At 63.3% G+C, this 12,810-nt stretch carries 14 protein-coding genes; 11 read left to right on the forward strand and 3 right to left on the reverse strand.

The features are described 5' to 3' along the window. Window positions 1–79: 79 nt before the first annotated feature. The 7 genes from urtB to BUC40_RS12880 all read left to right on the forward strand — a co-directional run bounded on the left by urtB (window position 80) and on the right by BUC40_RS12880 (window position 6,664). The gene (gene urtB, locus BUC40_RS12845; protein ID WP_073266291.1) at window positions 80–1,651 is read left to right on the forward strand and encodes an urea ABC transporter permease subunit UrtB; all 1,572 of its coding nucleotides are present in this window, start codon (window positions 80–82) and stop codon (window positions 1,649–1,651) included. Window positions 1,652–1,862: 211 nt separating this feature from the next. Continuing rightward, window positions 1,863–2,951, forward strand: a complete 1,089-nt coding sequence (urtC, locus tag BUC40_RS12855) for an urea ABC transporter permease subunit UrtC (protein ID WP_073266295.1) — start codon at window positions 1,863–1,865, stop codon at window positions 2,949–2,951. After that, window positions 2,948–3,799, forward strand: a complete 852-nt coding sequence (gene urtD / locus BUC40_RS12860; protein ID WP_073266297.1) for an urea ABC transporter ATP-binding protein UrtD — start codon at window positions 2,948–2,950, stop codon at window positions 3,797–3,799. Before urtC ends, urtD begins: the two co-directional genes overlap by 4 nt. A gap of 107 nt (window positions 3,800–3,906) precedes the next feature. Next, window positions 3,907–4,605: an urea ABC transporter ATP-binding subunit UrtE gene (gene urtE, locus BUC40_RS12865; protein WP_073266299.1), complete on the forward strand. Its 699-nt coding sequence runs from the start codon at window positions 3,907–3,909 to the stop codon at window positions 4,603–4,605. Window positions 4,606–4,812: 207 nt separating this feature from the next. Beyond that, window positions 4,813–5,574, forward strand: a complete 762-nt coding sequence (locus BUC40_RS12870; protein ID WP_073266301.1) for an SDR family NAD(P)-dependent oxidoreductase — start codon at window positions 4,813–4,815, stop codon at window positions 5,572–5,574. Between the two features lie 47 nt (window positions 5,575–5,621). Beyond that, window positions 5,622–6,140 carry a GNAT family N-acetyltransferase gene (locus tag BUC40_RS12875; protein ID WP_073266303.1) on the forward strand — a complete coding sequence of 173 codons (519 nt, stop codon included), beginning with the start codon at window positions 5,622–5,624 and terminating at the stop codon, window positions 6,138–6,140. Then, on the forward strand, window positions 6,137–6,664 hold the full coding sequence (locus tag BUC40_RS12880; RefSeq protein ID WP_073266305.1) for a GNAT family N-acetyltransferase: 528 nt from the start codon (window positions 6,137–6,139) through the stop codon (window positions 6,662–6,664). Before BUC40_RS12875 ends, BUC40_RS12880 begins: the two co-directional genes overlap by 4 nt. Here the strand turns inward: BUC40_RS12880 and BUC40_RS12885 are convergent, their stop codons facing one another. The 3 genes from BUC40_RS12885 to BUC40_RS12895 form a co-directional block, all read right to left on the reverse strand. After that, window positions 6,665–6,931, reverse strand: a complete 267-nt coding sequence (locus tag BUC40_RS12885) for a DksA/TraR family C4-type zinc finger protein (protein ID WP_073266307.1) — start codon at window positions 6,929–6,931, stop codon at window positions 6,665–6,667. Between the two features lie 132 nt (window positions 6,932–7,063). Beyond that, window positions 7,064–7,927, reverse strand: a complete 864-nt coding sequence (locus BUC40_RS12890) for an isocitrate lyase/PEP mutase family protein (RefSeq protein ID WP_073266704.1) — start codon at window positions 7,925–7,927, stop codon at window positions 7,064–7,066. A gap of 174 nt (window positions 7,928–8,101) precedes the next feature. Further along, a complete protein-coding gene (locus BUC40_RS12895) occupies window positions 8,102–8,857 on the reverse strand; it encodes a substrate-binding periplasmic protein (protein ID WP_073266308.1) in 756 nt (251 codons plus the stop codon). Window positions 8,858–9,125: 268 nt separating this feature from the next. On the opposite strand from BUC40_RS12895, the gene BUC40_RS12900 reads away from it, so the two are divergent. The 4 genes from BUC40_RS12900 to BUC40_RS12915 all read left to right on the forward strand — a co-directional run bounded on the left by BUC40_RS12900 (window position 9,126) and on the right by BUC40_RS12915 (window position 12,804). Next, window positions 9,126–9,854: a VC0807 family protein gene (locus tag BUC40_RS12900; RefSeq protein WP_073266310.1), complete on the forward strand. Its 729-nt coding sequence runs from the start codon at window positions 9,126–9,128 to the stop codon at window positions 9,852–9,854. Between the two features lie 12 nt (window positions 9,855–9,866). Beyond that, window positions 9,867–10,307, forward strand: a complete 441-nt coding sequence (locus BUC40_RS12905; protein WP_073266312.1) for a YqaA family protein — start codon at window positions 9,867–9,869, stop codon at window positions 10,305–10,307. A 210-nt stretch (window positions 10,308–10,517) separates the two neighbouring features. Then, a complete protein-coding gene (locus BUC40_RS12910) occupies window positions 10,518–11,471 on the forward strand; it encodes a lysylphosphatidylglycerol synthase transmembrane domain-containing protein (RefSeq protein WP_073266314.1) in 954 nt (317 codons plus the stop codon). Window positions 11,472–11,538: 67 nt separating this feature from the next. Then, entirely contained in the window at window positions 11,539–12,804 is a 1,266-nt protein-coding gene (locus tag BUC40_RS12915) for an Hsp70 family protein (protein WP_073266316.1), read from the forward strand. The last annotated feature ends 6 nt before the right edge of the window (window positions 12,805–12,810 follow it).

Raw genomic sequence — 12,810 nt, forward strand, 5'->3', positions numbered from 1 at the left:
CCGCAGCGCAGGCGCCGGAGGACAAGTGTCCTCTGGCTCCAGCCGCTCCCGTCATAAACGGGATACCAAGGACACGCCAATGCCTTATGCCTTTGCCCGAATTCTCTTGAGCCTGCTGCTCCTGCTGCCGTTTGCCGGCCACGCTGGCGAAGCCGACGATTTAGTCGCCGCCAGCGCCACACAGCAGGCCAAATTGCTGGAAAGCTGGGCTGCCATGCCCGACCTGAAGCGCCAGCCGCTACTCGATGCCTTGCAGCAGGGCCACGTGGCCGCTGACGATGGCAAACGTGCCTTTATCGAAACCGACGCCGGCTACCGCGCTGCCGAAGGCGATGCCGAGCCGCAAGGCACCCCGCGCAAACTGCGCCTGAACAATCGACTGCGCGGGCTGATCGCCAACGCCCAGGCCAGCCATCAGTTGCTCGCCGAGGATGCAACCGTGCGCCTGGGCGCCGCCCAGCAATTGCAGAAGAGCGCCCAGCCGGCGCAACTGCCGCTGCTCGCTCAGGCGCAAGCCAGGGAAGACGACAGTGCCGTGCGCGACGCCCTGACCCTGGCCCTGGCCAACCTGCAACTGGTCGACGCCAACCCGGCGGTGCGCCTAGCTGCCGTGCGCCTGCTCGGCGAAACCGGCGAGCCACTGGCCCGCACCCGCCTGGAAAACCTGCTGGAGCCCGGCGTGGAAAGCGACGCAAGCGTGCGCACCGCCGCCGAAACCAGCCTCGCCCAGGTCAAGCGCAAGCTGCTGATCGGCGAACTGCTCGGCCAGGCATTCAGCGGCATGAGCCTGGGCTCGATCCTGCTGCTCGCCGCCCTCGGCCTGGCCATCACCTTCGGCTTGCTCGGGGTGATCAACATGGCCCACGGCGAGATGCTGATGCTCGGCGCCTACTCCACCTACATGGTGCAGATTCTCTTCCAGCGCTTTGCCCCCGAGGCCCTGGCGCTGTATCCGCTGGTCGCCCTGCCGGTGGCCTTCGGCGTGACCGCGGTGATCGGCATGACCCTGGAGCGCACGGTGATTCGTCATCTCTACGGCCGCCCGCTGGAAACCCTGCTGGCCACCTGGGGCATCAGCCTGATTCTGATCCAGCTGGTGCGCGTGCTGTTCGGCGCGCAGAACGTCGAGGTGGCCAACCCCTACTGGCTGGCCGGCGGCATCCAGGTGCTGCCCAACCTGGTGCTGCCGTACAACCGCATAGTGATCATCGGCTTCGCCCTGGCGGTGGTGGTACTCACCTGGCTGCTGCTCAACAAGACCCGCCTGGGCCTGAACGTCAGGGCCGTGACGCAGAACCGCAATATGGCCGCCTGCTGTGGCGTACCCACAGGCCGTGTGGACATGCTCGCCTTCGGCCTCGGCTCAGGGATAGCCGGCCTCGGCGGCGTGGCGCTGAGCCAGATCGGCAACGTCGGCCCCGACCTTGGCCAGAGCTACATCATCGATTCGTTCCTGGTGGTGGTGCTCGGCGGCGTCGGCCAACTGGCCGGCAGCGTCATGGCGGCCTTCGGCCTGGGCATCGCCAACAAGATCCTGGAACCGCAGATCGGTGCGGTACTCGGCAAGATCCTCATCCTCGCGCTGATCATCCTGTTCATTCAGAAACGTCCGCAAGGCCTGTTCGCATTGAAAGGGAGGGTGATCGATTGAACACCATGACCTTCTGCACCGTGGGAGCTGGCCATGCCAGCGACTGTTTCCCCAACATCGCTCGCGCCCATGGCGCGCTCCCACAGATCGGCAGCACGCACTTGAAGGCACAGGCCAACCCTGTGGGAGCGGGCCATGCCCGCGATTGCATCACCGCCGTCGTTGGGGCATATGCCGCGCACTTACAGATCGGCTTACAGGGGATTTACCAATGAACGCCGCCAACCAAACCCTATTGGCTCGCGCCAGCCATAAGCTCGGCCCGCAGGTGTCCATCGCCGTCGGCTTGCTGGTACTCGCCGTGCTGGTCGCCATGCCCGTGCTGCACCTGCTGCCCGCTGATCATGCGCTGCACGTGTCGGCTTACACGCTGACCCTGGTCGGCAAGATCCTCTGCTACTGCGTCGTCGCCCTGGCGCTCGATCTGGTTTGGGGCTACGCCGGCCTGCTGTCACTCGGCCATGGCCTGTTCTTCGCCCTCGGCGGCTATGCCATGGGCATGTACCTGATGCGCGAAGCTGCAGGTGACGGCCTGCCGGCATTTATGAGTTTCCTCGCCTGGAGCGAGCTGCCCTGGTACTGGTACGGCACCGACAACTTCCTCTGGGCCCTGTGCCTGGTGGTGCTGGCGCCCGGTTTGCTGGCGCTGGTGTTCGGCTTCTTCGCCTTCCGCTCGCGGATCAAGGGCGTGTACTTCTCGATCATGACCCAAGCGCTGACCTTCGCCGGCATGCTGCTGTTCTTTCGCAACGAAACCGGCTTCGGCGGCAACAACGGTTTCACCAACTTTCGCAGCATCCTTGGCTTCGAGATCACCGCCGCGAACACGCGCGCCACGCTGTTCTTTCTGACCGTCGTGTTGCTGGTAGGCAGCCTTTACCTGGGCTGGCGCCTGGCGCGCAGCAAATTCGGCCGGGTGCTGACCGCCCTGCGCGACGCCGAGAACAGGCTGATGTTCTGCGGCTACGATCCGCGCGGCTACAAGCTGTTTATCTGGGTGCTGAGCGCGGTGCTCTGTGGCCTGGCCGGTGCGCTGTACGTGCCTCAAGTGGGCATCATCAACCCCAGCGAAATGGCCCCGACGCAATCCATCGAAGCCGCCGTGTGGGTAGCCCTCGGCGGGCGCGGCACGCTGATCGGCCCGCTGCTCGGCGCCGGTCTGGTCAATGGCATGAAGAGCTGGTTCACCGTGGCCTTTCCCGAGTACTGGCTGTTCGCCCTCGGCGCGCTGTTCATCGTGGTCACCCTGTTCCTGCCCAAGGGCGTCATCGGCCTGCTCAAACGAGGGGACAAGTCATGAGAAGTGCACCGATTCCCGAAATGCTCATCGAACCTACTCCAGATGCATCAGGCAGCGCCCGTGACGCCATCGGCCTGGGCCAGAGTGCCGGTCGCGGCCTGAACACGCGCCACGGTACCATCCTCACCCTGGAAGACATCAACGTCGCCTTCGACGGCTTCAAGGCGCTGACCGACCTGACGCTGTATAGCGGCGTCGGCGAGCTGCGCTGCATCATCGGCCCCAACGGCGCCGGCAAAACCACGCTGATGGACGTGATCACTGGTAAAACCCGCCCAAACAGTGGCGTCGCCTATTTCGGCGAAACCTTCGACCTCACGCAAATGAGCGAAGTCGAAATCGCCCAGGCCGGCATCGGCCGCAAGTTCCAGAAGCCCACGGTATTCGAGGCACTAAGCGTGTTCGAGAACCTCGAGCTGGCGCAGAAGACCGACAAGTCGGTATGGGCCAGCCTGCGTGCACGGCTGAGCGGCGAGCAGCGCGACCGTATCGACGAGGTGCTCACCACCATCCGCCTCGACACCTCGCGTCAGCGCCCGGCCGGCCTGTTGTCCCACGGCCAGAAGCAGTTCCTGGAAATCGGCATGCTGCTGATGCAGGACCCGCAATTGCTCCTGCTCGACGAGCCAGTGGCCGGCATGACCGACGCGGAAACCGAATTTACCGCCGAGCTGTTCAAGTCACTGGCGCGCAAGCACTCGCTGATGGTGGTCGAGCACGACATGGGCTTCGTCGGCACCATCGCCGACCACGTCACCGTACTGCACCAGGGCCGCGTACTGGCCGAAGGCTCGCTCGACGCCGTGCAGGCCAACGAGAAGGTGATCGAGGTTTATCTGGGCCGATAAAGGATTCGTAGGGTGGATGACGCTTTTTTTCATCCACCAAGGCATCACACGGTGGATCGATAGAGCGTGAGCTACGCACCCCGACCACCTACGCAAAGGACATCGACATGCTGCAAGTCCAACAGCTACACCAGTACTACGGCGGCAGCCATATCCTGCGCGGCCTGTCGTTCGACGTGAAGGTCGGCGAAGTCACCTGCCTGCTCGGCCGCAACGGCGTGGGCAAGACCACCCTGCTCAAATGCCTGATGGGCCTGCTGCCAGCCAAAGAAGGCAGCGTGCAGTGGGAAGGCAAAGCGATCACCGGCTTCAAACCGCACCAACGCGTACATGCCGGCATCGCCTACGTGCCCCAGGGCCGCGAAATCTTCGGGCGCCTCACGGTTGAGGAAAATCTGCTGATGGGACTTTCTCGCTTCAGCGCCAAGGAGGCCAAGGAAGTGCCAGCCTTCATCTACGAGCTGTTCCCGGTGCTGCTGGAAATGAAACAGCGCCGCGGCGGCGACCTGTCCGGCGGCCAGCAGCAACAGCTGGCCATCGGCCGCGCCCTGGCCAGCCAGCCGCGTCTGCTGATCCTCGACGAACCCACCGAGGGCATCCAGCCCTCGGTAATCAAGGAAATCGGCGTGGTGATCAAGAAGCTCGCCGCCCGTGGCGACATGGCCATCCTACTAGTCGAGCAGTTCTACGACTTCGCCGCCGAACTGGCCGATCAATATCTGGTTATGTCCAGAGGCGAAATCGTGCAGCAGGGCCGTGGCGAAACCATGGAAGCGGATGGCGTGCGGGGGTTGGTAGCGATCTGAGCGGCAAAAGAACACAGCTGTATCTACGCGGTAATCGCTTACGCGGTTATTCTTGCCGTCCGCCACTGCTCAGCCCTCACCTGCGGGCCAACCTGCAGGCGTCCAGGTGGCGATGATCCGCGTCGACGAGCCCGCCCCGGCAGTCGACAGCAGCCGCTTCGCATAACGGCTCAGCGATTCTCACTGACGACAGACAAGAGGCAGAACATGACCCAGGTAGTTTTCATCACCGGCGCCACCTCCGGCTTTGGCCGCGCCACCGCTCGCCGTTTCGCCGAAGCAGGTTGGGGCCTGGTGCTCAGCGGCCGTCGCCAGGAGCGCCTCGAAGAACTCAAGGTCGAGCTGGAAGCCAAAGTGCCGGTGCATATCGCCACCCTCGACGTGCGTGACGCCACTGCCGTACAGGCTCTGGTCGATAGCCTGCCGGCGCCGTTTGACAAGATCCACGCGCTGATCAACAACGCCGGTCTGGCCCTGGCGCCAGAGGCCGCGCAGAAGGTGGCCCTGCAGGATTGGCACACCATGATCGACACCAACATCACCGGCCTGGTCAACGTCACCCACGCCGTGCTGCCCAAACTGCTGGAAACCGGCAAGGGCGCCAGCATCATCAACATCGGTTCGGTGGCCGGCGAATGGCCGTACCCGGGCGGTCACGTGTATGGCGCCAGCAAGGCGTTCGTCAAACAGTTCAGCTTCAACCTGCGCTGCGACCTGGTATCCACTGGCGTGCGCGTGACCGATATCGCCCCGGGCATGGCAGAAACCGAGTTCACCCTGGTACGCACCAAGGGCAACCAGGCCGCCTCCGACGCGCTGTACAGCACCACCACACCGTTGAGCGCGGAAGATATTGCCGAGCAGATTTTCTACGTCGCCACCCTGCCCGCCCATATCAACATCAACCGACTGGAAATCATGCCCAGCCGTCAGGCCTGGGGCCCATTCGCGGTCGACCGCGACAAGTGATCCGATCCGGGGCTGGCCTGCTGGCCCCATCCGACAAGAGGCTCACCATGCCCGCCGTTATCCGCGACGCAACCACCGAAGACTTGCCCGCCCTGCTCGCCATCTACAACGATGCCGTGCTCAACACCACGGCCATCTGGAACGAGCGCCCTGTGGACCTGGCCAACCGCCAGGCGTGGTTCGATGCGCGCACAGCCCAGGGCTATCCGATTCTGGTAGCGGTCAACGAGTCGCAGCAGGTGCTGGGTTACGCATCGTTCGGCGACTGGCGGCCGTTCGAGGGCTTCTGTAATACCGTCGAGCACTCCGTATACGTACGCAATGACACCCGTGGTCAGGGCCTCGGCCCGCTGCTGATGCAGGCGCTGATCGAGCGGTCGAAGGCGGTCGGCAAGCACGTGATGGTCGCCGCCATCGAAAGCGGCAACGCCGCCTCGGTGCGTCTGCACGAGCGCTTGGGCTTCACTGTCACCGGGCAGATGCCCCAGGTCGGCTGCAAGTTCGGCCGCTGGCTGGACCTGACCTTTATGCAACTGATCCTCACGCCACAGCGCAGTACGCCATGAGTCTGCAGATCCGCCAGCTCGACGAGGCCGATTTCGAGGTCTGCCGCCAAGGCTTGATCTCCTTGCTGATCGATGCCGTGGCCAACGGTGCATCCGTCGGCTTTTTGGCCGACATCGACCCGCAACAAGCAGACGGCTACCTCGACGACGTGAAACGCGCGCTCGCCAGCGGTACGTTGGCGATCTGGGTCGCGCAAGAGGATGGAAACGTGCTGGGCTCGGTGCAGCTCAGCCTGTGCCTTAAGCCCAATGGATTGAACCGTGGCGAAGTGCAAAAGCTGCTGGTGCTGAGCAGTGCCCGTCGCCGTGGCATTGCCCGCCTGCTGATGCAGCATCTGGAGGCTCACGCCGAGCAGTTACGGCGTGGTCTGCTCTATCTGGATACCGAGGCTGGCAGCGATGCCGAAAACCTCTACCGCACCCTAGGTTATACCTGCATCGGCGGCCTACCGGATTACGCCTGCGGGCCGGACGGCCAGTACCGCGCCAACGCCATCTACTACAAGACGTTGTTCGCCGTCTGACTAGCGTAGTTGGCTGTCCTTGCTGCCACGGCGATTGAAGCCGCCAGCCTTGGCCTGCTCACTGTCTTCCTGCGCCTGGCAATTCACGCACAGCCGCACGCCGGGAACGGCCTGGCGCCGCGCTTCGGGAATCGGCGCATCGCATTCTTCGCAATGGGTCAGGCTTTCGCCTTTGGGCATCTGACTACGCGCGCGTTGCACGGCGTCCTCGATGGTGCTGTCGATCTGTTCCTGCACGGCGCCGTCTTGCGCCCAACCGGTGGCCATATCGCTCTCCCGAAAAGAATACTGCTTACCGGAAGATAGGAGCGTGCACTTGGGATTGGCAAGGGGCAGCCGACGGCGGACGAATCGGCTCGCGTTGCGCGGCCGCTGTCCGGCGTGGCAGGTGAAGCGGGGTTATTCCTTGACGTTCATGAACTCGTCGGCCCAGGCCACGTAGTCCTCGGGCTGGGTGTACTTGTGCGCCAGCTCGGAGGCGCTCAGGTCACTGCCAACGGCGTTGCGCTGCTCGCGCAGGCAGTCGTAGGTTGCCTTGATGGCGGCGAAGTAGGCAGCATGGCCGTTGACCACGATGCGTACGCCCAGCTTGGCGAGGCGCTCGTTGTCGCGCAGTTTGGGGTTGCCGTAGGTCACCAGCATCAGCGGCACGCTGAGGTGCTCGGCAATCTTTTCCAGGTGCTCGAAATCCTCGACACCGACCATGCAAATGGCGTCGGCACCGGCCTTCTGATACGCCACGGTGCGCTTGATTACTTCATCGACACTGAGCACACCAGCGTTGGTGCGGGCGATGATCGCCAGGTCCGAGTCAACCCGGGCTTCCAGCGCCGCGCGTACTTTGCCGACGCCTTCAGCGATGCTGATCAGGTCAGTCGACTTGCGGTTGAATTGGGCAGGCAGCAGGGTGTCTTCGATGGTCAGCGCGGAAATTCCGGCGCGCTCCAGCTCGACCACTGTGCGCATCACGTTAAGGGCGTTGCCATAGCCGTGGTCAGCGTCGGCGATCACCGGCAGGCGGGAAACGCGATGGATGCGGGTTGCCTGCTCGACGAACTCGCTCAGGGTGATCAGCGCGAAATCGGGTGCCGCCAGTACCTGCAGCGAGGCGACCGAACCACCGAGGATGCCGACTTCGAAGCCAAGGTCGCCGGCGATGCGCGCGGACATCGGGTCGAAGACCGAGGCGGTGTGGTAGCAGGAGCCGGAAGCTAGCAGAGCACGGAAGGCGCGCCGCAATTCATGGTGGGAAGCACGTTGCATGTTGGTCATAGGCATTGTCCAAAACGTCGGATGAATCAGGTGCCGGGCGGCCTTGTCACCGCTACTCAAGCGAATTCTTGTGTCGTGCTGCGCCAACGCCTGCAACTGTGCAGGCTGCCCCGCGCGGACGAGGCCTCTGGCTGATTCCAGCTTCGCAGCAAATTTCCCGCCAACTCAGCGAAGGGCGGTGGGCGGCTCTACATCGGGCAACCATTGGCGGAAAATCGCCGAAAAGCTGCCATCGCGGCGCATTTCCGCCAGCTTTTCCTGCCAGGCGGCAACGATTGCCGGATCGGTATCCAGCGAAAACGCGATGTAATACGACGACTCCATGAACACCATCTGCGGTTGCACATCCCCCGGTTGTAGCCCTGCGGGGGCAAGCATGTCGCGCAGCAGAATGTCTTCCAACAGGATCAGGTTGCCGCGGCCATGAGCGAACAGCGTGACCATGGTCTGCGGCGTCGGCACGCCATACAGGTTAGCCAGCCCCTTGGCCTGCAGCGCCTCGTAGCTGTACCACTGCTTGGGCACCGCCAACGGGCCGCTGGCCGCGACATCATCGAGACTGTCGACCTGCAGGCCACGAGACTTCAGCGAATAGAACCGCACCTTGCCATGCAGAATCGGCCCGACCCACTGGAAGCGTTGCTCTCGTTCGGGCGTACGCACCATCGCGAACAGCGCCACGTTCGGCCCGCGCTGAGCCAGGGTGTAGGCGCGCGTCCAGGGCATCATCTCGATCTGCGTGTTGGCGCCGGTTCTGGCGATCAGCTCGCGCACCACATCGACACCAAAGCCACGCAACTGCCCGTCCTTCATGAACGCCGTGGGCGGGCCCGGCTCGGTGAGGATGCGCAGCTCGGCGTTCGCCCGCGTGCAGAGCAGCAACGCGAGACACAGCACACCATAGCAACGCAGCGGGCCCATCAGGCCATCCCCCTGAACGCGTGGACGCATCGGTTACCGGGCAGTGAATCGGCACCGGCGGGCTGTCGACGCACGCTTTGCATTAAAGCCGGCAATTTTACCCCACTGCCCAGCCAATTTCAGCAAGCAGCCGAGCAAAGGTGCTACAAACACGCCAGTTGTCTAAGTTGATGGCCGAAGGACTTTGTCGTCATTGCACCGACAATCGGGCTGGCGCCTGAGCCTCAGGCAGGCGATCATCGGCGCTCGCCCACCAACGCGCATCGACATGACCGACACCACGCAAGCACCCGCCACACCGCATAAACCTCGCCCGCTCATCGACCTGCTGATCAGCATCGTGATCCCGTCGCTGATCCTCATGAAACTCAGCGGCGAAGCTCGTCTGGGCCCGGATGGCGCACTGGTGCTTGCCCTCGCGTTCCCTCTGGGCTGGGGCGCGTTCGAACTGATCAAATACCGCAAATTCAACTTCGTCGCCCTGCTCGGCCTGGTCAGTGTGATCCTCACCGGCGGCATCGGCCTGCTGCACCTGGACAACAGGTGGCTGGCGATCAAGGAAGCGGCGATTCCCGGGCTGATCGGCATCGCCGTACTGGTGTCGACGCGTACTCGCTACCCGCTGATCCGCACGCTGCTGTTCAACAAGACGGTGCTCAACGTCGACAAGATCCACGACCGTCTGGAACAGGGCGGCCATACGCCGCGCTTCGAAGCCCGCCTGATGCGCGCCACATACCTTCTCAGCGGTACCTTCTTCTTCTCCTCGGCAATGAACTACGTGTTGGCCAAATGGATCGTCAACAGCCCGGCAGGCAGCGAAGCGTTCAACGACGAGCTGGGCCGCATGACATTGCTCAGCTACCCGATGATCGCCATTCCCTCGATGATCATGCTGATGGCCATCTTTTACTACCTGTGGCGCACCATCCACGACCTCACCGGCCTCAAGCTCGAAGAGATCATGGCCAACAGCGAAACGGACAAGAACGCCTGACGAGCCTAGGCCTTGGCCGATATTTACGCCTACCTCGGGCTGTTCACCGCCGCATTCGCAGCGGCGACGCTGCTGCCGCTGCAGTCCGAGGCGCTGCTCATTGGCCTGCTGCTCGGCAGCGTACAGCCTGCCTGGGCTCTGGTGCTGGCTGCCAGCCTGGGCAACGTGCTCGGCTCGCTGGTCAACTGGTGGCTGGGCCGTTATCTGGAGCGGTTTCGCGACAGGCGCTGGTTTCCTGTCAGTGATCGACGGCTGCAGCAGGCGCAGCACTGGTACGGCCACTACGGGCGCTGGTCACTGCTGCTGAGCTGGTTGCCGGTGATCGGTGATCCGCTGACCTTGGTAGCCGGCATCATGCGTGAGCCTCTGTGGCGCTTCATGCTGATCGTCACCTTCGCGAAAACCTTGCGCTATACCGTGCTGGCCGCAGCCACGCTGGGTTTGAGCCTGTAAAAAGACACACTCGGTAACGGCCTGCGAACCGGTGCCAGTTGAGCAACCGGCCCGCCTCCGGGATACTGCGCACCCTGTACACCCACATACCGCCGGGATATACCCTGGGAAAGGGTCTGAACAATGGGTGCGACAGCTCATCGAATGCAGAGCCGACTGTCCGTAAAGACGTGAAACAGGGGATCGCCGTTGCAAGGTACCAAGCCCACGATGAAACGCAGTGACCTGATCTGGACGCTGATCGGGTTGTGCGCCGTGGTTGCGTCCTGCTTCCTGCTCTACCGCGAAGTACGCAACATTTCCCTGGATGAAATCGCCGGCAGCCTCAAGGCGATCCCGCACCTCAACTGGATTCTCGCCGCCATCGCCACCCTTGGCGCTTACTCGGCCCTGGCCTGGTACGACCGCATCGCCGTCGCTCACCTGGGCAAGAAGATCTCCTGGCGCTTCATCACCCTGTGCTCATTCACTACCTACGCCCTGGCCCACAATATCGGCGCCTCGGTGTTCTCCGGCGCGGTGGTGCGTTACCGCGCTTACCGCACCAAGGGCCTGACGCCCCATGAAATCGGCATACTGATCGTCTTCTGCTCGTTCACCTTCGCACTCGGCACCTTGTTGGCCAGCGGCTGCGTACTGGTGTTGCAACCGGACCTGATTCACCGCGTGCTGAATGTCACCCCACTGGTCTCGGTAGCCGTTGGCGGCTTCTTGCTGCTGCTAGTGGCCCTCTACGTGCTGGGCTCCTGGCTACAGTTCAAGCCCTGGAAATTCGGCAAGCTGCATGTCGAATACCCACGCTTGCGCATCGTCGGCCGTCAGTTGCTGGCTGGCCCACTGGAGTTGGCGTGTGCGGCGGCGATCATCTACTTCGCCCTGCCCGAAGCCCACAACCCAGGCTACATGGTGGTGCTCGGCGTGTTCCTGGCGTCCTTCTCGTTGGCCTTGCTGTCCCACGCGCCTGGTGGCCTGGGCGTGCTGGAAGTGAGCTTTCTGGCTGCCCTGCCCGAGATACCAGCACCGGATGTGCTGGCAGCGCTGATCGTGTTCCGCGGCTTCTACCTGCTGCTGCCGTTCGCCCTGTCACTGATCGTCGTGCTGGGCTTCGAGTGGGGCCAATGGCGCGTGCGTCGCGGCGAAGTACAAAATCCTCCCCTACCCTGACGAAGCGCCAGCACAGCAGCTTCATTTGGCCTAGAATGCGCGGCCGTTTTTTCAGGAGCCGCGCGTCATGTCCCTTTCCACACCTGCCCGCGCCTGCGGTATCGACTTCGGCACCTCCAACTCCACGGTTGGCTGGCTGCGCCCGGGCGGCGACACGCTGATCCCACTGGAAGACGGCAAGATCACCCTGCCCTCCGTGGTGTTCTTCAACCTCGAAGAGCGCCGCCCGGTCTATGGTCGCCTGGCCCTGCACGAATACCTGGAAGGCTACGAAGGCCGCCTAATGCGCTCGCTGAAGAGCCTGCTGGGCTCAAAGCTGCTAAAGAGCGAAACGGCGGTGATGGGCAGTTCGCTGCCGTTCAAGGACCTGCTCGGCTTCTTTATCGGCGAGCTGAAAAAACGCGCCGAAGCAGTCGCCGAGCGCCCGTTCGAGGCCGTGGTATTGGGCCGCCCGGTGTTCTTCGTAGATGACGACCCGCTGGCTGACCAGGAAGCTGAGAACACCCTGATTGCCGTGGCGCAAAAGCTCGGTTTCAAGGAGGTGTCCTTCCAGTACGAGCCGATCGCCGCCGCGTTCGATTACGAATCCACCATTGAGCGCGAAGAGCTGGTGCTGATCGTCGATATCGGCGGGGGTACTTCGGACTTTTCCCTGGTGCGCCTAGCGCCCGAGCGCCGTCAGCAGGCCGAGCGACAGGACGACATCCTCGCCACCGGCGGCGTGCACATCGGCGGCACCGACTTCGACAAGCAGCTCAGCCTGCAAGGCGTGATGCCGCTGTTCGGCTACGGCAGCCGTATGAAAAGCGACGCGCCGATGCCGACCAGCATGCACCTCAACCTGGCGACCTGGCACACCATTAACATGGTCTATGCCGCCGCGTCGCAGCGAGCGCTGCAGAACATGCGCTACGACATCATCGACCCAACCGGCATTGACCGCCTGTTCAAGCTGATCGAACAGCGCGCCGGGCACTGGCTGGCGATGCAGGTGGAAGACAGCAAAATCGCCCTGACTGAACATCAAAAACACCCCATAGACCTGCACCGCATCGAGCCAGGCTTGGTCGCCGGGCTCACCCGCACCTTGTTCGAAGACAGCATTGCACCGCTGCTCGAACGCATCCGCGACAGCGTCACCTCGCTGCTCGCCGATGCTGGCGTGGGCCTGGAGCAAGTCGATACGGTGTTTTTCACCGGCGGCTCCAGCGGCGTGCCGGCGCTGCGCCAGAGCGTGGCGGCACTGCTGCCCAATGCTCGCCACGTGGAAGGCAACACCTTTGGCAGCATCGGCAGCGGCCTGGCCATCGAAGCCAAGAAACGTTACGGCTGACACACG

The organism is Phytopseudomonas punonensis (assembly GCF_900142655.1).
GTDB classification, from domain to species: Bacteria; Pseudomonadota; Gammaproteobacteria; order Pseudomonadales; family Pseudomonadaceae; genus Aquipseudomonas; species Aquipseudomonas punonensis.

Coding starts and splice junctions, on each gene's coding strand:
- urtB (WP_073266291.1), top strand. CDS start 80: ATGCCTTATGCCTTTGCCCGAATTCTCTTGAGCCTGCTGCTCCTGCTG.
- urtC (WP_073266295.1), top strand. CDS start 1,863: ATGAACGCCGCCAACCAAACCCTATTGGCTCGCGCCAGCCATAAGCTC.
- urtD (WP_073266297.1), top strand. CDS start 2,948: ATGAGAAGTGCACCGATTCCCGAAATGCTCATCGAACCTACTCCAGAT.
- urtE (WP_073266299.1), top strand. CDS start 3,907: ATGCTGCAAGTCCAACAGCTACACCAGTACTACGGCGGCAGCCATATC.
- BUC40_RS12870 (WP_073266301.1), top strand. CDS start 4,813: ATGACCCAGGTAGTTTTCATCACCGGCGCCACCTCCGGCTTTGGCCGC.
- BUC40_RS12875 (WP_073266303.1), top strand. CDS start 5,622: ATGCCCGCCGTTATCCGCGACGCAACCACCGAAGACTTGCCCGCCCTG.
- BUC40_RS12880 (WP_073266305.1), top strand. CDS start 6,137: ATGAGTCTGCAGATCCGCCAGCTCGACGAGGCCGATTTCGAGGTCTGC.
- BUC40_RS12885 (WP_073266307.1), bottom strand. CDS start 6,931: ATGGCCACCGGTTGGGCGCAAGACGGCGCCGTGCAGGAACAGATCGAC.
- BUC40_RS12890 (WP_073266704.1), bottom strand. CDS start 7,927: ATGCAACGTGCTTCCCACCATGAATTGCGGCGCGCCTTCCGTGCTCTG.
- BUC40_RS12895 (WP_073266308.1), bottom strand. CDS start 8,857: ATGGGCCCGCTGCGTTGCTATGGTGTGCTGTGTCTCGCGTTGCTGCTC.
- BUC40_RS12900 (WP_073266310.1), top strand. CDS start 9,126: ATGACCGACACCACGCAAGCACCCGCCACACCGCATAAACCTCGCCCG.
- BUC40_RS12910 (WP_073266314.1), top strand. CDS start 10,518: ATGAAACGCAGTGACCTGATCTGGACGCTGATCGGGTTGTGCGCCGTG.
- BUC40_RS12915 (WP_073266316.1), top strand. CDS start 11,539: ATGTCCCTTTCCACACCTGCCCGCGCCTGCGGTATCGACTTCGGCACC.